17 protein-coding genes are annotated in these 18,840 nt (G+C 66.4%); 6 read left to right on the top strand and 11 right to left on the bottom strand.

The window, feature by feature from the left end:
- Positions 1 to 384: 384 nt before the first annotated feature.
- From ACZK5G_RS09160 to ACZK5G_RS09150, 3 genes are all read right to left on the bottom strand, one after another.
- A complete protein-coding gene (locus ACZK5G_RS09160; protein ID WP_478466095.1) occupies positions 385 to 1,950 on the bottom strand; it encodes a protein adenylyltransferase SelO in 1,566 nt (521 codons plus the stop codon).
- A gap of 32 nt (positions 1,951 to 1,982) precedes the next feature.
- Positions 1,983 to 2,672 (bottom strand): glutathione S-transferase, encoded by a 690-nt coding sequence (locus ACZK5G_RS09155; protein WP_478466094.1) that lies wholly within the window; start codon positions 2,670 to 2,672, stop codon positions 1,983 to 1,985.
- A gap of 188 nt (positions 2,673 to 2,860) precedes the next feature.
- Complete coding sequence (locus ACZK5G_RS09150; protein ID WP_004153307.1) at positions 2,861 to 3,070, bottom strand: cold-shock protein; 210 nt, start codon at positions 3,068 to 3,070, stop codon at positions 2,861 to 2,863.
- Between the two features lie 301 nt (positions 3,071 to 3,371).
- Here ACZK5G_RS09150 and ACZK5G_RS09145 point away from each other — a divergent pair, with 301 nt between their 5' ends.
- On the top strand, positions 3,372 to 3,860 hold the full coding sequence (locus tag ACZK5G_RS09145) for a YaiI/YqxD family protein (protein ID WP_010484520.1): 489 nt from the start codon (positions 3,372 to 3,374) through the stop codon (positions 3,858 to 3,860).
- A 6-nt stretch (positions 3,861 to 3,866) separates the two neighbouring features.
- Here the strand turns inward: ACZK5G_RS09145 and ACZK5G_RS09140 are convergent, their stop codons facing one another.
- Positions 3,867 to 4,745 (bottom strand): pseudouridine synthase, encoded by an 879-nt coding sequence (locus tag ACZK5G_RS09140; protein ID WP_478466092.1) that lies wholly within the window; start codon positions 4,743 to 4,745, stop codon positions 3,867 to 3,869.
- A 124-nt stretch (positions 4,746 to 4,869) separates the two neighbouring features.
- Between ACZK5G_RS09140 and ACZK5G_RS09135 the strand changes: the two genes are divergently transcribed.
- From ACZK5G_RS09135 to ACZK5G_RS09125, 3 genes are all read left to right on the top strand, one after another.
- A complete protein-coding gene (locus ACZK5G_RS09135; RefSeq protein ID WP_049400101.1) occupies positions 4,870 to 5,418 on the top strand; it encodes a YaeQ family protein in 549 nt (182 codons plus the stop codon).
- Complete coding sequence (locus ACZK5G_RS09130) at positions 5,415 to 6,599, top strand: BaiN/RdsA family NAD(P)/FAD-dependent oxidoreductase (protein WP_478466090.1); 1,185 nt, start codon at positions 5,415 to 5,417, stop codon at positions 6,597 to 6,599. The genes ACZK5G_RS09135 and ACZK5G_RS09130 overlap by 4 nt, the downstream gene beginning before the upstream one ends.
- A 91-nt stretch (positions 6,600 to 6,690) precedes the next feature.
- On the top strand, positions 6,691 to 8,760 hold the full coding sequence (locus ACZK5G_RS09125) for a GGDEF/EAL domain-containing response regulator (protein ID WP_478466089.1): 2,070 nt from the start codon (positions 6,691 to 6,693) through the stop codon (positions 8,758 to 8,760).
- 71 nt (positions 8,761 to 8,831) lie between these two features.
- Here ACZK5G_RS09125 and fabV read toward each other — a convergent pair whose 3' ends face one another.
- The 5 genes from fabV to tgt all read right to left on the bottom strand — a co-directional run bounded on the left by fabV (position 8,832) and on the right by tgt (position 15,336).
- Entirely contained in the window at positions 8,832 to 10,091 is a 1,260-nt protein-coding gene (fabV, locus tag ACZK5G_RS09120) for an enoyl-ACP reductase FabV (protein ID WP_049425168.1), read from the bottom strand.
- A gap of 721 nt (positions 10,092 to 10,812) precedes the next feature.
- The gene (secF, locus tag ACZK5G_RS09115; RefSeq protein ID WP_071228983.1) at positions 10,813 to 11,793 is read right to left on the bottom strand and encodes a protein translocase subunit SecF; all 981 of its coding nucleotides are present in this window, start codon (positions 11,791 to 11,793) and stop codon (positions 10,813 to 10,815) included.
- A gap of 15 nt (positions 11,794 to 11,808) precedes the next feature.
- Entirely contained in the window at positions 11,809 to 13,665 is a 1,857-nt protein-coding gene (gene secD / locus ACZK5G_RS09110) for a protein translocase subunit SecD (protein ID WP_197615252.1), read from the bottom strand.
- 61 nt (positions 13,666 to 13,726) lie between these two features.
- Positions 13,727 to 14,071: a preprotein translocase subunit YajC gene (gene yajC, locus ACZK5G_RS09105; RefSeq protein ID WP_005409257.1), complete on the bottom strand. Its 345-nt coding sequence runs from the start codon at positions 14,069 to 14,071 to the stop codon at positions 13,727 to 13,729.
- Positions 14,072 to 14,205: 134 nt separating this feature from the next.
- Positions 14,206 to 15,336, bottom strand: a complete 1,131-nt coding sequence (gene tgt, locus ACZK5G_RS09100; protein ID WP_006434331.1) for a tRNA guanosine(34) transglycosylase Tgt — start codon at positions 15,334 to 15,336, stop codon at positions 14,206 to 14,208.
- Positions 15,337 to 15,522: 186 nt separating this feature from the next.
- Here tgt and ACZK5G_RS09095 point away from each other — a divergent pair, with 186 nt between their 5' ends.
- Positions 15,523 to 15,933 (top strand): hypothetical protein, encoded by a 411-nt coding sequence (locus tag ACZK5G_RS09095; RefSeq protein WP_121503051.1) that lies wholly within the window; start codon positions 15,523 to 15,525, stop codon positions 15,931 to 15,933.
- 35 nt (positions 15,934 to 15,968) lie between these two features.
- Here ACZK5G_RS09095 and ACZK5G_RS09090 read toward each other — a convergent pair whose 3' ends face one another.
- A complete protein-coding gene (locus ACZK5G_RS09090) occupies positions 15,969 to 16,862 on the bottom strand; it encodes a LysR family transcriptional regulator (protein WP_121503050.1) in 894 nt (297 codons plus the stop codon).
- 83 nt (positions 16,863 to 16,945) lie between these two features.
- Here ACZK5G_RS09090 and ACZK5G_RS09085 point away from each other — a divergent pair, with 83 nt between their 5' ends.
- Positions 16,946 to 17,662: an SDR family oxidoreductase gene (locus ACZK5G_RS09085; RefSeq protein WP_121503049.1), complete on the top strand. Its 717-nt coding sequence runs from the start codon at positions 16,946 to 16,948 to the stop codon at positions 17,660 to 17,662.
- 77 nt (positions 17,663 to 17,739) lie between these two features.
- Here the strand turns inward: ACZK5G_RS09085 and queA are convergent, their stop codons facing one another.
- On the bottom strand, positions 17,740 to 18,807 hold the full coding sequence (queA, locus tag ACZK5G_RS09080) for a tRNA preQ1(34) S-adenosylmethionine ribosyltransferase-isomerase QueA (protein ID WP_478466088.1): 1,068 nt from the start codon (positions 18,805 to 18,807) through the stop codon (positions 17,740 to 17,742).
- Between the last annotated feature and the right edge of the window lie 33 nt (positions 18,808 to 18,840).

The following is an 18,840-nucleotide window of genomic DNA, read 5'->3' as shown; positions in this document are numbered from 1 at the left end:
CCCCCGCAACCGGACCCACCCCGCCTTCGACAGATTTCTGCGATCTGTCGGGCATTGCTTTCTGTAGATCCACGCCATGCGTGGATGAATCTTCATCGAAATCCAATATTTCGAAAATTGAACGAAGAGCATCCACGCATGGCGTGGATCTACCGTGTCGACCAAGGTCGACACCTACCCACAGCAGCGGAAATCTGTCGGAGGTGGGGCGGTGTGGGGCTGCAGGACCGTTGGCGCCATGGATGGCGCCATCGAGCCCCCATGGACGGGTTTACGGCGTGTCCTGCAGCCCCACACCGCCCCGCCAGACCACGGAATCCGCTTTTGCTCTGGCGTTTGACCTGGCCTCTGCGGGTGCAGGGCGCAGCCCTGCAAAAGACCCCCTCAGGAACTGCAGGACAGCATCGAGCAGCCCGCGCGGTTGTCTGCCCACGCCGGGCGCTTACCGGCGAAATGCTCCAGCCCGGCACGCTCGGTGTACGGATCACGCAGCACGTCCTGCAGTGCGTGAACGCCACCGAGGTCGCCCTGCTCTGCACGATCGATGGCTTCCTGCGCCAACCAGTTGCGCAGCACGTACAGCGGATTGGCCGCGGCCATCTTCGCCGTGCGCTCAGTGGCCGACAGCGGATCGGCCTGCAACCGTGCCGCGTAGTCCTGCAGCCACTGCTGCAACGGTGCCTGCACCGCCTGCTGGCGCGCCTCGTCGTAGTACACCGCGTCCAGCAGCGCCGCATCCGGTGCCGCCGGATCGAGGCGCATCAGCGCGCGCCAGGCCAGGGTCATGTCCATGCCACCGTCCTGCATCAACTGCTGCCAGCGCAGGTAGAGCTGCAGGTCGTCATCGTCGGCCGCGGCCAGGCCCAGCTTGGCTGCGGCATCGCGACGGGTGCAGGCCACGAAGGTGGACTGGTAGGCCGCCAGACCGGCCTGCAGCGGCGCCACATCGGCGAACAACGGCGACAATGCCTGCGCCAATCGGCTCAGGTTCCAGTACGCCACCTGCGGCTGGGTACCGAAGCGATAACGGCGGCCCTGCGCGTCGGTGGTGTTCGGCGTCCAGTCCGGATCGAAATCCTCGACCCAGCCGTAAGGGCCGTAATCAAGTGTGAGGCCGAGCACGGACAGGTTGTCGGTGTTCATCACGCCATGCACGAAACCCACGCGCATCCAGTGCGCGATCATCTCGGCGGTGCGCACCGCGATCTGCGCGAACCAGTCGCCATACAGCGCCTCGCCCTGCCCTTCCAGTTCGGGGAAATCGCGAGCGATGCAGGCATCAACCAGCTGCTGCAGCAAGGCGGTTTCCCCGCGCGATGCCGGAAGCTCGAAGGAACCAAAGCGCAGGAACGACGGCGATACCCGGCACACGATGGCACCAGGCTCGGCGCGCGGATGACCGTCGTAGAACATGTCACGCACCACGTCGTCGCCGGTACCGACCAGCGACAACGCGCGCGTGGTCGGCACCCCCAGATGGTGCATCGCTTCGCTGCACAGGAATTCGCGGATGGACGAGCGCAGCACTGCGCGCCCATCGGCGCCGCGCGAGTAAGGCGTGGGGCCGGCCCCCTTCAGCTGCAGCTCCCAGTGGCGGCCATCCGGCGCGACCAATTCACCCAGCGAGATCGCACGGCCGTCGCCGAGCTGGCCGGCCCAATGGCCGAACTGATGGCCACCGTAGTTGGCCGCCCAAGGCTGCATGCCTGCATACAGTGCGTTGCCACCGAATACACGGGCGAAGCCTTCGCTCTCGACCTCAGCGGTATTGAAGCCAAGCATTTCGGCCACGTCCGGCGCCCAGGCCAGCAGCGTGGGCGCCGTCACCGGGGTCGGCATCACTGGCGACCAGGCTGCGCCCAGCACTTCACGCCTGCGCGGGCCGGATTCGGGGTCGCCCGGCAGGGTATGCAGCAGGCGGTTGTCGAAACGGGGGCTGTCGGTATCCATGGTGCTGAAGATGGGGGCGACGGCCGCCCGCCTCAATTGCCGCTGAGCGCCTGCAGGTGGCCGCCGTGGGCCTCGGCACGCAGGTAGGCCGGGCGCTCACCGATACGCTTGAGGAAGCCACGCAGTGCCGGCTTGTCGTCGAGGCCACCACCGCGCGCGGCAGCGGCCTGGATCGGGAAGCTCATCTGGATGTCGGCCGCACTGAAGCGCTCGCCAGCAAACCACGGGCTTTCGGCCAGGCGGCGCTCCATCCAGTCCAGGTGCAGGCGCCGCTGCGGACCGATGAAGCCGCGCTCGGCCTTGTCGGCGATGCTGCGTGCGATCGGGCGCGCGAAGAACGGCATCGGTGCGCTGCGGATGCGACCGATCACCAGGGTCAGCAGCAGCGGCGGCATCGCCGAACCTTCGGCATAGTGCAGCCAGTAGCGGTAGGCGATGCGTTCAGCTCCGTCGGCCGGCATCGGTGACGGCGACAGCTGGCGCTGCGTGTCGTAACGGTCAGCGAGGTAGTCGAGGATCGCCCCGGACTCGGCCAGTACCAGTTCGCCATCCTGCAGCACCGGCGACTTGCCCAGCGGATGCACGTTGCGCAGTTCCGGCGGCGCCAGCAGCGTCTTCGGATCACGCGGATAGCGGCGCAGTTCGTAGTCCAGCCCCAGTTCCTCCAGCATCCACAGCACGCGCAGGGAACGGGAGTTTTCCAGGTGGTGGACGATGCGCATGGACGGTTCCGCGATGGGAGGATGCATCTGATCTTAGCCCGCCCGGCTGCATGCCTTTTGTAGAGTCGAGCTTGCTCGACTGCTTTCAAACGCGGTCGAGCAAGCCCGACTCTACAAAACAGCGGGCAATAAAAAACGCCGGAAGCTTTCGCTTCCGGCGTTCTGGCTACCAAACGGTAGCAGACGGATTAGACCGCCTGCACCTGGTCAGCCTGCATACCCTTCTGACCCTGGACGGCGATGAAGGTAACCTTCTGGCCTTCCTGCAGGGTCTTGAAGCCGGTGCCCTGGATGGCACGGAAGTGCACAAACAGGTCCGGGCCGCTTTCCGGGGTGATGAAGCCGAAGCCCTTGGCGTCGTTGAACCACTTGACGGTGCCGGTCTGACGATCAGACATTTGACTAACTCCTGAAACACATGTTGAAAAAATCGCAGCCACCGGGTATCGGGGCCGAGACTGAGTTGCAGGCGTTGGTAAAGCGGATCGATGAGCGGATCGTGAGATCAACTGCACCAGGCCACGATTCACGGTGACCCTAGCAAACACAGTGGGACGAACGATACGCGTGTTTTCTGCAAAAAGCGATAGCCCGGACGTTCATGGGCAGACCCCGCCCGCTAGACGTGACAAGGGCTGGCAGCCGATCGAGGCTAACTCCGAGTCCCCATTCAGGATTTTCCTACCCTACACTGGGTAAATGACTGAAGCTGAAACCCAAGCTGAACCCGCTCTCCCACGCATCTGGGTAGACGCGGACGCCTGCCCCACCGTCATTCGCGACATCCTGTTCCGTGCCGCTGAACGCGTTGGGATCGAGCTGACCCTGGTCGCCAATCAGTGGATCCGGACCCCGCCCTCACGCTGGCTGCGCTCGATCCAGGTCCCCCAGGGCCTGGACGTGGCCGACAGCGCCATCGTCGAGCGGGTCGCCGCCGGTGACCTGGTGGTCACCCAGGACATCCCGCTGGCCGCACTGGTGCTGGAAAAGAAGGCGGTGGCGCTGAACCCGCGTGGCCAGCTGTACACCCCGAACAACATGGCCGAGCGGCTGTCGATGCGCAATTTCATGGAAGAGCTGCGCGGCGCCGGGGTGCAGACCGGGGGCCCACCGCCGCTGGGACCCCGTGACCGGCAGCTGTTCGCCGCCGAACTGGACCGCTGGCTTGCGCGGCGCCCGGTTCGCTGAACGGCCCTACCCGCTCTGGCCCGGCAGGCACAGGCGACGCTGACTGCTGAACCGCCTGGGCTCCCCACTCAATGGATCGTCGAAGGCCAGCCCCTGCGCCAGCAGCTGCAGGGGTGACTCGACCGTTTCATCCGGGCGCGGCCTCAGCTGCGGATACAGGTCATCGCCCTCGATGGGGGCGCCCAGCATCGCCATATGCACGCGCAGCTGGTGCTTGCGGCCGGTTTCCGGCCGCAACCGGTAGCGCCAGACCGGCCCCTCGGCCTCGATCAGCTCGATCCGGCTGCGGGCATTGGGCTCGCCCGGCACTTCGGCCATGCGGAAGAACGGCTCCCCCGGCACCAGACGACTGTCCCGCTGCAACGGAAACGCCAGCCCCGGCAGCGCCGGTGCCAGCGCCTCGTAGGTCTTCCCGATGCGCCGCTCGCGGAACAGCCGCTGGTAGGCATCACGCGTGCCTGCCTGGGTGGAAAACAGCACCAGGCCGGCGGTCAGCCGGTCCAAGCGGTGCAGCGGCACCAGCTCGGTGTTGCCGGTGCGTGCGACCAGGCGCGACAGCAGGGTTTCCCGTACATACCCACCGGCCGGCGTCACCGGCAGGAAGTGCGGTTTGTCGGCCACCAGCAGGTGCGCATCCAGATGCAGGATGGTCTCGGCGAAGGGAATCACCGGCTCGTCGGCCACCTCGCGGAAGTACTGGATTTCCAGCCCCACCTGCCAGGGCATGTCCGGCGCCAGTGCCCTGCCCTGCGCATCCTGCACGCGGCCTCGGGCGAAGCGGTCCTGCCATTGCGCACGGTCGATGCGCGGGAAACGCGCGCACAGGCCATCGAGCAGGCTGGGCCAGTGGCCGGGTGGCAGCTGCAGGCGGCTGGGCAAGGTCATGGCATCCACTCCGGCCACGGGAAAGAGCGCAAGAGTGCCACCGTTGACGCTGCGCAGACAGACCGGCAACGGACACCCCTGGAGCAAACCTCTATCATTGTCGTCTTTAGTCCACGGACCACCCATGGCCCTCACCGCCACCATCCGCAAGGCCGAACTGCAGATCAGCGACATGGATCGCGGCTACTACGCGACCCACAACCTGACCCTGGCCCAGCACCCGTCCGAGACCGACGATCGCCTGATGGTGCGCCTGCTCGCCTTCGCGCTGAACGCCGGCGACCGCCTGGAATTCGGCCGCGGTCTGAGCACCGATGACGAGCCCGATCTGTGGGAACACGACTACACCGGCGACATCCTGCAGTGGATCGACCTGGGCCATCCGGACGAATCGCGCATCCGCAAGGCCAGCAATCGCAGCCGCCAGGTGCAGGTGATCAACTACGGCGGCAACGCCTCGGAGATCTGGTGGGGCAAGCAGAGCAAGGGCCTGGCACGCTTCGACAATCTCTCGGTGGTTGATCTGGACGGTGAATTCGTCGAGCGCTGGGGCCAGCAGATCCAGCGCGCCATGCGCTGGAGCGTGCTGATCCAGGACGGTGAAGTGCAGCTGCTCAACGACCAGATCCAGCTCGACGTGATCCCGAACTGGCGCAAGCGCGCCAAGGCATGAGCACGATCCGTTGCGACGTGGTTGTCATCGGCGCCGGTGCGGCCGGGCTGATGACCGCGATCACGGCTGGCCAGCGCGGCCGCCAGGTGCAGGTGATCGACCATGCCAACAAGGTTGGCAAGAAGATCCTGATGTCCGGCGGTGGCCGCTGCAACTTCACCAACACCGGCACCACCCCGGCCAACTTCCTGTCGGCCAACCCGCACTTCTGCAAGTCGGCACTGGCGCGCTACACGCCCTGGCACTTCATCGAACTGGTAAGCAAGCACGGCATCGCGTATCACGAAAAAGAGCTGGGCCAGTTGTTCTGCGATGTCTCGTCCAAGCAGATCGTGAAGATGCTGGTGGACGAATGCCTGGCGGCAGGCGTGCAGGTGCGTACCGACTGCAGCGTGCAGCGCATCGAGCATGGCAGCGATGGTTTCCGCGTGCACACCACGCAGGGCCTGTTCCATTGCGCCTCGCTGGTGGTGGCCACCGGCGGCCTGTCCATTCCCAGCATGGGCGCCAGCGGCTTCGGCTATGAAGTGGCCCGACAGTTCGGCCACCAGGTGCTGCCGACCCGCGCCGGGCTGGTGCCGCTGACGCTCAGCGGCAAGCACCAGGAACGGCTGGCCGATCTCAGCGGCGTCGCTCTGCCCATCGAGGCGCGCTGCAACGGAAAGAGCTTCCAGAACTTCATGCTGCTGACCCACCGCGGCGTGAGTGGCCCGGCGATCCTGCAGATCTCCTCGTTCTGGCAACCCGGTGACGCGCTGGAGCTGGACCTGCTGCCCGGCCAGGATGCCGGCGAGTGGTTGCGCCAGATGAAGCGCGAACGTCCTGCCGCCGAGCTGCGCACGGTGCTGGGCGAGGTACTGCCGAAGCGGCTGGCACAGCGGTTGTGCGAACACTGGCTGCCCGACCGGCCCGTGCGCCAGCTGGACGAGCCGGTGCTGCGCCAGGCCGCACAGCTGCTGGGCGCGTTCCCGCTGGTGGCCAGTGGTACCGAGGGCTACCGCACCGCCGAGGTCACCCTGGGCGGCGTGGATACCGCCGAGGTCTCGTCCTCGACGATGGAATCCAAGCGCGTGCCCGGCCTGCATTTCGTCGGCGAGGTGCTGGATGTGACCGGCTGGCTGGGCGGCTACAACTTCCAGTGGGCCTGGGCCAGCGGCCACGCAGCCGGTGGCGTGGTGTGAACCGCATCGCCGTTCAATGCGTGCAAGGGGTGCGCGCATGGACGGTTCGCCGCGCATCGTGTATCTAGATTTGCAGATTGGGGAGCAGTGCATGCAGAACGCGAACGACATCACCATCCGCCTGCTGATCGTCGATGACAGCGGCGAGAATGCCGAAGCCATCGTCAGCACGCTGCGCAACAGCGGCATCGCGGTACGCCCGTGGCGTCCGCAGGATGCAGCCGAGCTGGCCCAGGTGCTGGCCAGCCAGGCCATCGACCTGGTGCTGGCTTCGCCCTCCCAGGGCATCCCGCTGCCACTGGTGGCCCAGCATATTGCTGCCAGCGGCAAGGATATTCCGCTGGTGCTGCTGGCCGAGCGCATCGACGAAGACGAACTGGTGCAGGCCAGCAGCCACGGCATCCGCGCCCTCGCCCTGCGCCAACGTCCGGAGCATCTGCTCGCCGTGGTCCGCGACCAGTGGGTGGACCTGCAGGCGCGTCGCGGCCTGCGCCGCATCGAAGCACAGATGCGCGAAACCGAGCGCCGCTGCGATGCGTTGATCGCCTCCTCGCGCGACCCCATCGCCTATGTGCATGAAGGCATGCACATCCGCGCCAACGATGCCTATCTGGAGATGTTCGGTTACGAGCATTTCGACGACATCGAAGGCATCTCGCTGCTGGACATGGTCGCCGCCCAGCACGTGGAAGGCTTCAAGCAGCTGCTGAAGGGCCTCAGCCGTGGCGAAGCACCGCCGCCGCAGTACCAGCTTGATGCCCGTCACGAGGATGGCAGTGCGTTCCCGGCGACAATGGAATTCACGGCCGCCACCTACGAGGGCGAATCCTGCCTGCAGGTGGTGCTCCGCCGCCGCATGGAATTCGACCCCGAGCTGGCACGTGAGGTCGAGGACCTGCGTCAGCGCGACCAGGTCACCGGCCTGCTCAACCGCCCGACCTTCATGCTGCAGCTGGAAAGCGCGGTGGCCCAGGCCGGGCGCAGCGAGGGGCAGTTCGGCCTGCTGCTGATCGAGCCGGACCACTACGCGCGCCTGCTGCCGGACATTGGCCTGGCCTCGGCCGACACCCTGATCGGCGCCCTTGCCGGCCTGCTGGCCGAGGTGGTCGGCGAGGACGCACAGCTGGCCCGCTTCGGCGAACACAATTTCGCCGTGCTGCAGGCCGGGCCCTATGCGCAGACCGTGGCGCTGGCCGAGCGCATCCGCGAAGCCTACGCCGCGCACGTCTTCAGCATCGGCGCGCGCTCGGCCACGGTAACGGTCAGCATCGGTGGCGTGCAGGTGGGGGAGAAGATCGCCAGCATCGGCCAGGTGCTGGCGCGCGCCAGCGAATGCACGCAGGCCGCCGCAGAACTGGGCAACACCTGCCGCATCTTCGACCCGGCCGCCGCCGACCGCGTGGAGGAAGAACGCGTGCTGCGCTGGGTCGCCCGTATCCGTGAAGCGCTGGCCGGTGACGGCTTCCAGCTGCACTACCAGCCGGTGCTGAACCTGCAGGGCGAGTCGCTGGAGCTCTACGAGGCCTACCTGCGCCTGGAGCACAACGGCGAACTGCTGAGTCCGACCGCGTTCCTCGGTATCGCGGAGGAGCACGGCCTGCTGGCCGACATCAACCGCTGGGTGGTGTCACGGGCCATCGCGGTGCTGGGCCAGCGTGCACGTGACGGCCATGCCACGCAGGTGCTGGTGAAGGTCACCCCGGAATCGTTCGATGACCCGCAGATGATTGCCACCCTGCGCCGCGAGCTGCAGGCACAGGGCGTGCCCGGCGAGCGGCTGTGGCTGCATGCGCCGGAAGCGAAGGTGTTCACCCACCTGCGCAGTGCACAGCAGTTCCTTGCCGAAGTTGCACCGCTGGGCTGCCGCATCGGCCTGGAACAGTTCGGCTCGGGGCTGGATTCGTTCCAGCTGCTGGCCCACTTCCAGCCGCAGTTCCTCAAGCTGGACCGCGGCTTCACCAGCGACCTGGCGGCCACCCGCGAGAACATCGACCGTATCAGCCAGATCACCGCGCGCGCGCAGGAAGCCGGCATCCGCACCATCGCCGAGTTCGTCAGCGATGCCAATTCGATGACGTTGCTGTTCAGTGCCGGCGTGGACTACGTGCAGGGCGACTTCGTTGGCCCGGCGTTGCCGGAGATGGGCTTCGAGTTCGGATGACCGATGGTAGTGCCGGCCGCTGGCCGGCACCACCCAAAGAGAAGGCCGGCTTCCGCCGGCCTCTTCGTTGATCAGGTCATGTCGACCAGGTTTTCGATCTTCACGTCCGGATTGACGTCGGCCTCGTAGTCGACACCCTCCACGCCAAAACCGAACAGGCGCAGGAAATCGGCCTTGTAGCCGGCCAGATCGCTGATCTCGTACAGGTTCTCGTTGGTCACCTGCGGCCACAGCGCGACCACCTTGCCCTGCACGTCCGCGGCCATTTCCTTGTAATCGGCACGCAGGCGGCCTTCGTCATCGACCAGCGCGACGGTGTGGCCATCGCCATCGACCAGGTCGTGGCGCAGACGATCGACCGCCACGCCATCGGCCTTGCCGCCGTAGAGGATGTCGTACAGCACGTCGAGCTGTTCGATGCAGCCTTCGTGCGTGCCCTTTTCCTTCATCACCTTGAACAGCAGCGACAGGTACAGCGGCATGGTCGGAATGGCCGAGCTGGCCTGGGTGACCACGGCCTTCAGCACCGACACGCGCGCGTCGCCACCGATCCTGGCCAGCTTCTCGCGCAGGCCCAGCACCTTGTTGTCCAGGTCCTTCTTGGCCGCACCGATCGAGCCATTCCAGTAGATCGCCTGGGTGATCTCTTCGCCCACGTAGGTGAAGGCGGTGGTGGTGCAGCCATTGGCCAGCACGCCGGCGTCGGCCAGCGCATCGATCCACATCTGCCAGTCCTCGCCGCCCATCACCGCGACGGTGCCAGCGATTTCTTCCGGGGTGGCCGGCTGCAGATGGGTCTCGGTCAGCACTTCCTTGTCGGTATCCAGGCCACGCAGGGTGATCGGCTCGCCGATCGGCTTCAGCGTGGAGCTGATGATCTCTCCGGTCTTCGGGTGCTTGCGGCGCGGCGCGGCGAGGCTGTAGACGACCTGGTCGACCTGGCCGAGATCGGCCTTGATCATCTCGATGGTCCTGGCCTTCACTTCATCGGAGAAGGCATCGCCGTTGATGCTCTTGGCGTACAGGCCAGCTTCGTCGGCGTACTTGTGGAACGCGGCCGAGTTGTACCAGCCCGCGGTGCCCGGCTTGGTTTCACTACCCGGGCGTTCGAAGAAGATGCCCAGGGTGGCGGCGCCACTGCCGAAGGCGGCAGTGATGCGCGCCGCCAGGCCGTAGCCGGTGGAGGCGCCGATCACCAGCACGCGCTTGGGACCATTCTGGATCGGCGGACGTGCGCGGATGTAGTCGATCTGCTGCTTGACCGCGGCTTCGCAGCCGGTCGGGTGGGTGGTGACGCAGATGAAGCCGCGGACGCGCGGTTTGATGACCATGGATACCTCGGGTTGGCAGGTGCGGCGCGCGGGGCGCTCAGCAGGAATACGGGCGCGCGCCTGCGCGCGCGAACCGCAGGATCGTAGTGCGCGGGGGAAGATTGCACAACCGACGGCGGCGTAGGGTGGGGTCTGTTCTGCAGGGTTGCACCCTGCACCCGCAGAGGCCGGAGCAACGGCCGGAGCCGGAGCAACTTCAAAAGCTGGGTTCCTGTGGGTTGGCGGGGTGGGTCCGGTTGCGGGGGACGCCGTAAATCCGTCCATGGAGGCTTGGCCGCGGCATCCATGCCGCGGACACCCCCGCAACCGGACCCACCCCGCCTTCGACAGATTTCCGCGATCTGTTGGAACGGCATCCTGCTCTGGTAGGTGTCGACCTTGGTCGACATGGATGAACTCATTCAATATCTGACAGATGTGTCGACCAAGGTCGACACCTACCAACAGCCGCGCGATCCAACAGCCGCAGGAATCTGTCAGAGGTGGGGCCATGTGGGTTGGCAGGACCGTTGGCGCCATGGATGGCGCCATCGAGCCCCCATGGATGGGTTTACGGCGTGTCCTGCCAATCCACATCGCCCCACCATCCCACGGAATGCCCGCTGTTGCTATTGCTGTTGCCGGCCAGCGGCCGGCACTACCGCGGGTGCAGGGCTGCAAGCCCTGCACACAAAAAACCCCGCTTGCGCGGGGTTCTCTGTGTGTTGCGTGCAGCGGGTGCTTACGGGCGACGGGCCAGGGCCTCGATGTCCTTCGCCTTCGGCAGCAGGTCCTGCTTGCTGACGCGCAGGAAACCGATCGTCAGCATCGGCACCGCCACCAGGATCGAGGACAGCACCACGATCACCGCGCCGATCATGTGCGTCTCGGCCAGGCCTTCCATCGAGCTGCCGCCGTACATGTACAGGGCAAGTGCCGACAGGAAGAACATCACCGCGGTGATCACCGTACGCGACAGCGTCTGGTTGATCGAACGGTTCAGCACTTCCATCGAGTCCACGCGCAGGCTGCGGAAGTTCTCGCGGACGCGGTCGAAGACCACGATCAGATCGTTGATCGCAAAGCCCATTACCGACAGCAGGCCGGCCAGCACGGTCAGGTCGAACTCACGGCCCAGCAGGGACACGTAAGCGACCGTCACGATCAGGTCGAACATCGCCACGATGCTGGCGGTGACCGCGAACTTCCATTCGAAGCGCACCGCGATGTAGATCAGGAAGCCGGCCAGCATGAAGATGGTGGCGTACAGGCCATTCATCGCCAGGTCCTTGCCGATCTGCGGACCCACGAACTCGTTGCGGAGCACGGTGGCCTGGTTGTCGGCGGTGGACAGTGCCTTCACCACGGCGGCGGCGGTGGCCTTGTCCTCGTGCGCGGCGTCGCCGGTACCGGCAGCGTGCTCACCATGCGGGGCCAGGCGGATCAGCAGATCGGTGTTGCCACCGACGCTCTGCACCTGGGCACCGTCGAAGCCACTTTCCTCGAGCTTGGTACGGACCTGCTCGACGTCCACCGCCTTGTCGAAGCGGGCTTCGATCAGGGTGCCGCCGGTGAAGTCCAGAGCGTAGTTGAAGCCCTTGAAGCCGATGATGGCAACCGAGGCCAGGAACACGATGACCGTGACGACCATCGCGACATGGCGCCAGCGCATGAAGTCGATCTTGGTGTCGTTCGGGAGGATGTGCAGCGGAAACAGTTTCATGTGCGTGTCGTCCCGTCAGATGGCCACGTTCTGGAGCTTCTTGCGGCGGCCGTAGATCAGCGTCGCCAGCGCACGCGACACGGTGATCGCGGTGAACATGGAGGCGAAAATACCGATGATCATGGTCAGCGCGAAGCCCTTCAGCGGACCGGTACCGAATGCGAACAGCGCCACACCGACGATCAGGCCGGTCAGGTTGGCGTCGAGGATGGTGCCCGAGGCACGCTCGTAACCGGTCACGATCGCGGTCTTGCCCGGCACGCCGGCACGCAGCTCTTCACGGATACGCTCGTTGATCAGCACGTTGGCGTCCACCGACAGGCCGACCGACAACGCCAGGCCAGCGAAGCCCGGCAGGGTCATGGTCGCGCCGAACAGCGACATCACCGCCACCACGATCAACAGGTTGAACAGCATCGCGATCGAGGTGATCACGCCGAACATGCGGTAGTAGACGCTGAAGAACACCAGGGTGAACAGGAATGCGAACACCACCGCGCGCATACCATTCTTGACGTTCTCGGCACCCAGGCTCGGGCCCACCACGCGCTCTTCGACGAAGTCCATCGGCGCGGCCAGCGAGCCGGACTTCAGCAGCTTGGCCAGGTCCTCGGCTTCCTTCTTCTGCAGGCCGGTGGTCTGGAAGTTCTTGCCGAACACGCCGTTGATGTTGGCCACCGAGATCACTTCCTCGTTGACCTTGAAGCCACGCACTTCCTGGCCGTCGACGACGGTCACGGTCGGCACGCGCTCGGTGTAGACCACCGCCATCGGCTTGTTCACGTTGGCGCTGGTGAAGTCGAACATGCGCTGGCCGCCGACATTGTTCAGCGTCACGCTGACCGCCGGAGAGCCGCTGTTCGAATCGGTCACCGCCTGCGCGCCGACCATCTGGTCACCGGTGACGATCACGCGCTTGTTCAGCAGGACCGGACCACCGCCATCACGACGCTGGTAGACCTTCGCTTCCGGCGGAATGCGCCCGGAGTTGATGGCGTCCTGTGCATTGCCGTCAACCACCGCGCGGTACTCGAGGGTAGCGGTGGCGCCGATCATGCGCTTGGCTTCGGCGGTGTCCTGCACGCCCGGCAGCTGCACCACCACGCGGTCGGCACCCTGGCGCTGGATGATCGGCTCGGCCACGCCGAGCTGGTTCACGCGGTTGCGCAGGGTGTTGATGTTCTGCTCGATGGCGCCGTTGGCGATCTGGGTGATCTCGGTTTCCGGCACGGTCACCGTGATGCGATTGCCACTGACGTCGTAGCCGAGGGTCGGCTGCGCCTTCACCAGGGCAGTGCGGGCACGCTGCGCGGCGTCGTCACCGGCGGACGGGCTCAGGTTCGCCACGATGCTGTTGTCAGCGCGGCGTTCCACCGACTGGTAAGCGATGCGGGCGTCGCGCAGGGTGCTGCGCACGTCTTCGGTGTAGGCGTCCAGGCGCTTGTCCAGGGCGGCCTTCTGGTCGACCTGCAGCACGAAGTGCACACCGCCCTGCAGGTCCAGGCCCAGCACCATCGGGCGACCGCCGAGGTTGGCCAGCCAGTCCGGCACGGTCGAGGCCAGGTTCAGGGCCACGGTGTACTTTTCGCCGACCGTGTCACGCAGGGCGTCGCTGGCAGCGGACTGCGCCTTCAGGTCCGGCAGGCGGACGATCAGGCTTTCCCCTTCCTTCTCGGCACCGACGGTGGCGACACCGGCCTTCTTCAGGTCGGCCAGCACACGGTCACGCAGCGCATCGTCGATCTGGCCGCCACGGTTGGCGGTGATCTGGAGGGCCGGGTCCTTCTGGTAGATGTTGGGCAGCGCGTACAGCGCGCTGAGCGCCAGTACGATCAGGATGACGACGTACTTCCAGCGTGGAAATTCGAGCATTGCTTGGGTCCCGCGCGGCGCCATCCCCGGCGCCGCGGTTGTGCATCGGAAAGGGAGTGGCTTACTGGGCCGACTTCAGGGTACCGGCCGGCAGCACGTTGCCGACAGCGCCCTTCTGCACGCGGATGCGCACGTTGTCCGCCACTTCGATGGTGATGAAGTTGTCGCCGATGTCGGTGACGATGCCGGCGATGCCGCCGTTGGTCAGCACTTCGTCGCCACGCTTGATCTTCTCCAGCATGGCCTTGTGCTCCTTCTGCCGCTTCATCTGCGGGCGGATCATCAGGAAGTACATGATGGCGATCAGGATGACCGGGAACAGCAGCGTGGTCAGGCCCATGCCCTGCGGTTGGCCGCCGGCGGCCTGGGCGTGGGCGGCGGGAATCAGGAAGGCAAGCAGGTTCATCGTTGGTCCTTTGGTTGGGCGGCGCTCCGGCCCTTTCACGGGCACGGGGTGTCGACCGCGGATCTGGGTCAGCCTTGAAGTATGCCACGGCCCCGGGCGTTCGTCCTTGGGCCGTTTGGCAGGGGGTGTTCGGGTTACAGGGGCGGTGCTACCGCCCCGCGTGCCGCGTAGAAAGACTCACGGAAGGCCAGGAAGGTTCCCGCCTCGATCGCCGCGCGGATGTCGGCCATGAGCTTTTCGTAATAGAACAGGTTGTGCAGGGTGCCCAGCATCGGCGCCAGCATCTCGTTGCAGCGGTCCAGGTGGCGCAGGTACGAACGCGTGTAACCGCCGGTGCAGGCCACGCAGCCGCAGCCGGGCTCGATCGGGTCCATGTCGCGCGCGTACTGGGAATTGCGGATGCGGACGGTGCCGAACGAGGTGAAATAGTGGCCGTTGCGGGCGTTGCGGGTCGGCATCACGCAGTCGAACATGTCCACGCCACGTGCGACACCCTCGACCAGGTCCTCCGGCCGGCCCACGCCCATCAGGTAGCGCGGGCGGTCGCCCGGCAGTTCCGGGTCCAGGTGGTCGAGCATGGCGTTGCGCTCGTGCTCCGGCTCGCCCACGGCCAGGCCACCGATGGCGTAACCGTCGAAGCCGATCGCCTGCAGGGCCTCGGCCGAGCGGCTGCGCAGGTCGGTGTGCACGCCGCCCTGGACGATGCCGAACAGGGCCGCGTCGTTGCCCAGCTCGTCATGCGCGTTGCGACTGCGCTGGGCCCAGCGCAGGCTCAGCTCCATCGAACGGCGGGCGACATCCTCGGTGGCCGGGTACGGGGTGCACTCGTCGAAGATCATCACCACGTCCGAATCGAGCACCTTCTGGATCTTCATGCTCTCTTCCGGGCCCAGGAACACACGGGCACCGTCGGTGGGCGAGGCAAAGGTCACGCCCTGCTCGGTGATCTTGCGGCGGTGGGCCAGCGAGAACACCTGGAAGCCGCCGGAGTCGGTCAGGATCGGGCCATCCCAGCGGCAGAAGCCGTGCAGGCCGCCGTGGTCGGCGATGATGTCCAGGCCCGGGCGCAGGTACAGGTGGAACGTGTTGCCGAGGATGATCTCGGCGCCCAGCGCACGCACCTGGTCCGGCAGGATGCCCTTGACCGAGCCATAGGTCCCCACCGGCATGAAGGCCGGCGTTTCCACCGTGCCACGCGGGAAGGTCAGGCGGCCACGGCGGGCACGGCCGTCGCGGGTCTTGAGCTGAAACTGCAATCGGGACATGGAGCGGTCATTCGGGCAAATAGTCGCCCATTGTCTCCCAAAACCGGGTCGACCGCCCATTCAGGCCTGAACGGGCCGATGTCCTCGCGACATGACTGCTGGCTTGTCGCATCTGGCCTTGGTCCTGACCTGTTACCACTCCAAAATCGACCCGACAGGCGATCTCGTCAGGAAGTGCGGCCCAGAATGAACAAAAATAACCGCGAGGCACTAGAAACGATTCTTGGGGGAAGAATCGAGCAACGAGTAGATCGAATCGCGCCGGGCATCAACCGCGTGGCCGGAGTGGAGGTCATCTATTACGAAGATGACGAAACGAGCGGTGCTACAAGTCAGTTCGATCTACTGCTGGACTCTGCTGGAGAGATTGTCGCGAGCCACGGCGGCATCGTATCCGACAGCTGCCGAATCGTTGCCCCCAACGGCCAGTGCTACCAGTGCCTGACCTTCCATGGCGACCTGGACGGTTGGCGCAAGGCTGTTGAAGCCGCAGCCAAGGCACGCGGCATTGGCTTGGCTCGCATTGAAGGCCACCGCCTGAAAATCTCAGAAGACCAGTCATTTGCGCTTGAAGAGTGTCGAATTGAAGTTGGCTGAATGCCTTCTGCCGGGATGAAGAGCGGGATCCCCACTCACCCCGAAAAACGCGCATCCGCCGCCATCGCCGCCGCCAGTGCGTCGATGATCGTCCGCACCCGCCGTGGCAGGTGTTCCCCGCGCGGCCAGACCAGCTGGATCGGCAGCACGGGCGGGCGTTCGCGCGCCAATACCGGCCGCAGCGCACCCGACTGCAGGTGCTCGGCGGCCAGCCACTGGGGCAGCAGGGCAATGCCCTGCCCGGCCAGGGCGGCCTCGCACAGCGCCGCACTGTCGCCCAGCGCGATCTGTTCGCGCGCCTGCAACGGCTGCGACAACCACGGCCAGCCACCTGCCCGCGACTGCAGCAGGCAGGTGTGGGCGTGCAGGTCGCCCGCCGCGGCCGGCAGCCCGTGGTTGTCCAGGTAGACCGGGGCTGCCACCAGCACGGTTGGCTGTCGGCCCAGCCGGCGCGCCACCCACTCGGCCCGGTCCGGCAGCGCACCGACCCGCAGTGCCAGGTCCACGCCCTCGGCAACCAGCTCGCTGGCCCGGGTCGAGAACTCGATATCGAACACCAGCCCGGCATGGCGCTGGCGCAGCGCGAACAGCGCCGGCATCAGCCACAAGCGCCCCAGCAGCGGCGGCGTGCTCAGGCGGACCCGGCCGGCCGCCGCCCCTGCCCCGGCGCCCAGCGCCTCTTCGGCCGCCGCCAAGGCGTCCAGCGCGCGCCGTGCGTAGACAAGCAACGCCTCGCCGGCCTCGGTCAGGCGCAACTGGCGCTGGCTGCGCTCCAGCAACCGCACCCGCCGACGCTCTTCCAGCCGGCTGACCGCCTTGCTCACCGCCGAGCGTGAAATGCCCAGGCGCTGGGCTGCGGCACTGAAGCTGCCACCATCGGCCACCGCCACGAAGGCGCGCAGGCCTGACAACACCTCGTCATTGCCCATGTTCCCACCCGTCACGCCAAAGGTGACCCATTGTCACGCATGCGGCAGCTAGCGTGGTCACACCTCACAGTGGAATTCCCCTCATGTCATTGGCGAACAAGACCCTGGTCATCATCGGCGGCAGCTCGGGCATCGGCCTGCGTGCGGCACGGCAGGCGGCCGCGCAGGGTGCGCGGGTGATCATCGGCGGGCGTGACCCGCAGCGCCTGCAGCAGGCGCAGCAGCAGATCGGCCACGATGCGCGGGCGATTCCGGTCGACGCCACCTCGCGCGAGTCATTGCAGGCGCTCTTCGCGGCCACCGGCACGATCGATGCCCTGTTCACTCCCGGTGCGAGCTACCAGGTCGGGCCATTCGCCGACGACGATGCCGCGCTCGCGCGCAGCCCGTTCGATGGCAAGTTCTGGCCGCAGTACTGGGCCGTGCATGCCGCCCTGCCCCATCTGGCGGCCGAGGCATCCATCGTGCTGGTGGCCGGTGCCGCCGGTGCGCGTCCGGTCAACGGCGCGGCGGCCTATGCCGCCTGCAACAGCGCCATCGAAGGGCTGGGCCGCGCCCTGGCCACGGAACTGGCGCCGCGACGGGTCAATGTAATCTCGCCGGGCACGCTGGACGGCGAACTATGGCAGGACCGACCGGCGGCGGTGCGCGAGGCGGCGTTTGCACACTATGCCGAGGTGACCCTGCTGCGCCGGGTCGGCACCGTGGAAGATGCGGCCGATGCGGCGCTTTTTCTGCTGGGCAACCCATCAATGACCGGGTCGACCCTGTACCCGGACAGCGGGTATGTGTTGCGTTGAGGCCGGACAATGTGCGCACCAACGGTGCGCACCCACCAGGCCCACCAGGCCCATGTGCGCACCCGCCGGATTGATCGTCAGCCCGCCTGCGGGAACAGCAGCATCGCGTCGCCGTAGCTGAAGAAGCGGTAGCGCTGCTCGATCGCGTGCTGGTAGGCCTCGAACACGCGCTCCTTGCCGGCGAACGCGGAAATCATCATCAGCAACGTGCTTTCCGGCAGGTGGAAGTTGGTCACCATCGCATCGACGCTGCGGATGCGGTAGCCCGGGGTGATGAAGATCTGCGTCTCGCCGGCGAACGGCAGCAGTTCACCCTCGCGCATCGCGCTTTCCAGCGCGCGCACCACGGTGGTGCCGACGCCGATCACGCGGCCGCCAGCGGCGCGCGTGCGCCGCACCTGCTGCACCAGCTCGGCACCGACATTCAGCCACTCGCGGTGCATCACGTGGTCCTTCAGGTCATCGGCACGCACCGGCTGGAAGGTGCCCGCACCCACGTGCAGGGTGACGTGGCCGAAGTCCACGCCCTTGTCCTTCAATGCGGCCAGCAGCGGTTCGTCGAAATGCAGGCCGGCGGTCGGTGCGGCCACCGCGCCCACTTCACGCGCGAACACGGTCTGGTAGCGCTCGCGGTCATCCACACCCGGCTCGCGCTGGATATAGGGCGGCAGCGGCAGGCGGCCGGCATGCAGCAGCCACTGTTCCAGCGATTCCGGCACATGGAACTGCAACACGTAGAACTCGCCATCGCGGCCCAGCACCTCGGCTTCGCCACCGGCATCCAGCGCGATGCGGCTGCCGGCCTTGGGCGACTTGCTGGCGCCCACCTGCGCGCGGGCCTGCTGGCCACCCAGCAGGCGCTCGATCAGAATCTCCACGCGGCCGCCACTGGCCTTCTGCCCGAACAGGCGCGCCGGGATCACCCGGGTGTCGTTGAACACCAGCAGGTCGCCGGGCTGCAGCAGCGACGGCAGGTCGCGCACCCGCAGGTCGGTGAAGGCATCGGGCGCCGCAGGCACCAGCAGCAGGCGGCTTGCGGAACGTTCGGCCAGGGGCGCCTGCGCGATCAGTTCAGCCGGCAGGTCGTAGTTGAAATCGGACTTCTTCAAGGCAGTGGGCGGCAACAGGTCGACAATGGCGCGCATTGTACGTCCAGCGTCTGCGAGCCGGCGTGCTTC

It is taken from the genome of Stenotrophomonas sp. 62841_Sma, from assembly GCF_056482945.1.
The sequence above is the reverse complement of the archived record's forward strand: the minus strand, read 5'-3'. Positions and strand labels throughout refer to the sequence as shown.

What these genes read in the sequence shown, in the direction of transcription:
- ACZK5G_RS09145 (WP_010484520.1), top strand. Translation starts at nt 3,372, where the DNA reads ATGACTGAAGCTGAAACCCAAGCTGAACCCGCTCTCCCACGCATCTGG.
- ACZK5G_RS09155 (WP_478466094.1), bottom strand. Translation starts at nt 2,672, where the DNA reads ATGCGCATCGTCCACCACCTGGAAAACTCCCGTTCCCTGCGCGTGCTG.
- ACZK5G_RS09085 (WP_121503049.1), top strand. Translation starts at nt 16,946, where the DNA reads ATGTCATTGGCGAACAAGACCCTGGTCATCATCGGCGGCAGCTCGGGC.
- ACZK5G_RS09095 (WP_121503051.1), top strand. Translation starts at nt 15,523, where the DNA reads ATGAACAAAAATAACCGCGAGGCACTAGAAACGATTCTTGGGGGAAGA.
- ACZK5G_RS09160 (WP_478466095.1), bottom strand. Translation starts at nt 1,950, where the DNA reads ATGGATACCGACAGCCCCCGTTTCGACAACCGCCTGCTGCATACCCTG.
- secF (WP_071228983.1), bottom strand. Translation starts at nt 11,793, where the DNA reads ATGAAACTGTTTCCGCTGCACATCCTCCCGAACGACACCAAGATCGAC.
- ACZK5G_RS09090 (WP_121503050.1), bottom strand. Translation starts at nt 16,862, where the DNA reads ATGGGCAATGACGAGGTGTTGTCAGGCCTGCGCGCCTTCGTGGCGGTG.
- ACZK5G_RS09140 (WP_478466092.1), bottom strand. Translation starts at nt 4,745, where the DNA reads ATGACCTTGCCCAGCCGCCTGCAGCTGCCACCCGGCCACTGGCCCAGC.
- ACZK5G_RS09125 (WP_478466089.1), top strand. Translation starts at nt 6,691, where the DNA reads ATGCAGAACGCGAACGACATCACCATCCGCCTGCTGATCGTCGATGAC.
- fabV (WP_049425168.1), bottom strand. Translation starts at nt 10,091, where the DNA reads ATGGTCATCAAACCGCGCGTCCGCGGCTTCATCTGCGTCACCACCCAC.
- secD (WP_197615252.1), bottom strand. Translation starts at nt 13,665, where the DNA reads ATGCTCGAATTTCCACGCTGGAAGTACGTCGTCATCCTGATCGTACTG.
- tgt (WP_006434331.1), bottom strand. Translation starts at nt 15,336, where the DNA reads ATGTCCCGATTGCAGTTTCAGCTCAAGACCCGCGACGGCCGTGCCCGC.
- ACZK5G_RS09130 (WP_478466090.1), top strand. Translation starts at nt 5,415, where the DNA reads ATGAGCACGATCCGTTGCGACGTGGTTGTCATCGGCGCCGGTGCGGCC.
- yajC (WP_005409257.1), bottom strand. Translation starts at nt 14,071, where the DNA reads ATGAACCTGCTTGCCTTCCTGATTCCCGCCGCCCACGCCCAGGCCGCC.
- ACZK5G_RS09135 (WP_049400101.1), top strand. Translation starts at nt 4,870, where the DNA reads ATGGCCCTCACCGCCACCATCCGCAAGGCCGAACTGCAGATCAGCGAC.
- queA (WP_478466088.1), bottom strand. Translation starts at nt 18,807, where the DNA reads ATGCGCGCCATTGTCGACCTGTTGCCGCCCACTGCCTTGAAGAAGTCC.
- ACZK5G_RS09150 (WP_004153307.1), bottom strand. Translation starts at nt 3,070, where the DNA reads ATGTCTGATCGTCAGACCGGCACCGTCAAGTGGTTCAACGACGCCAAG.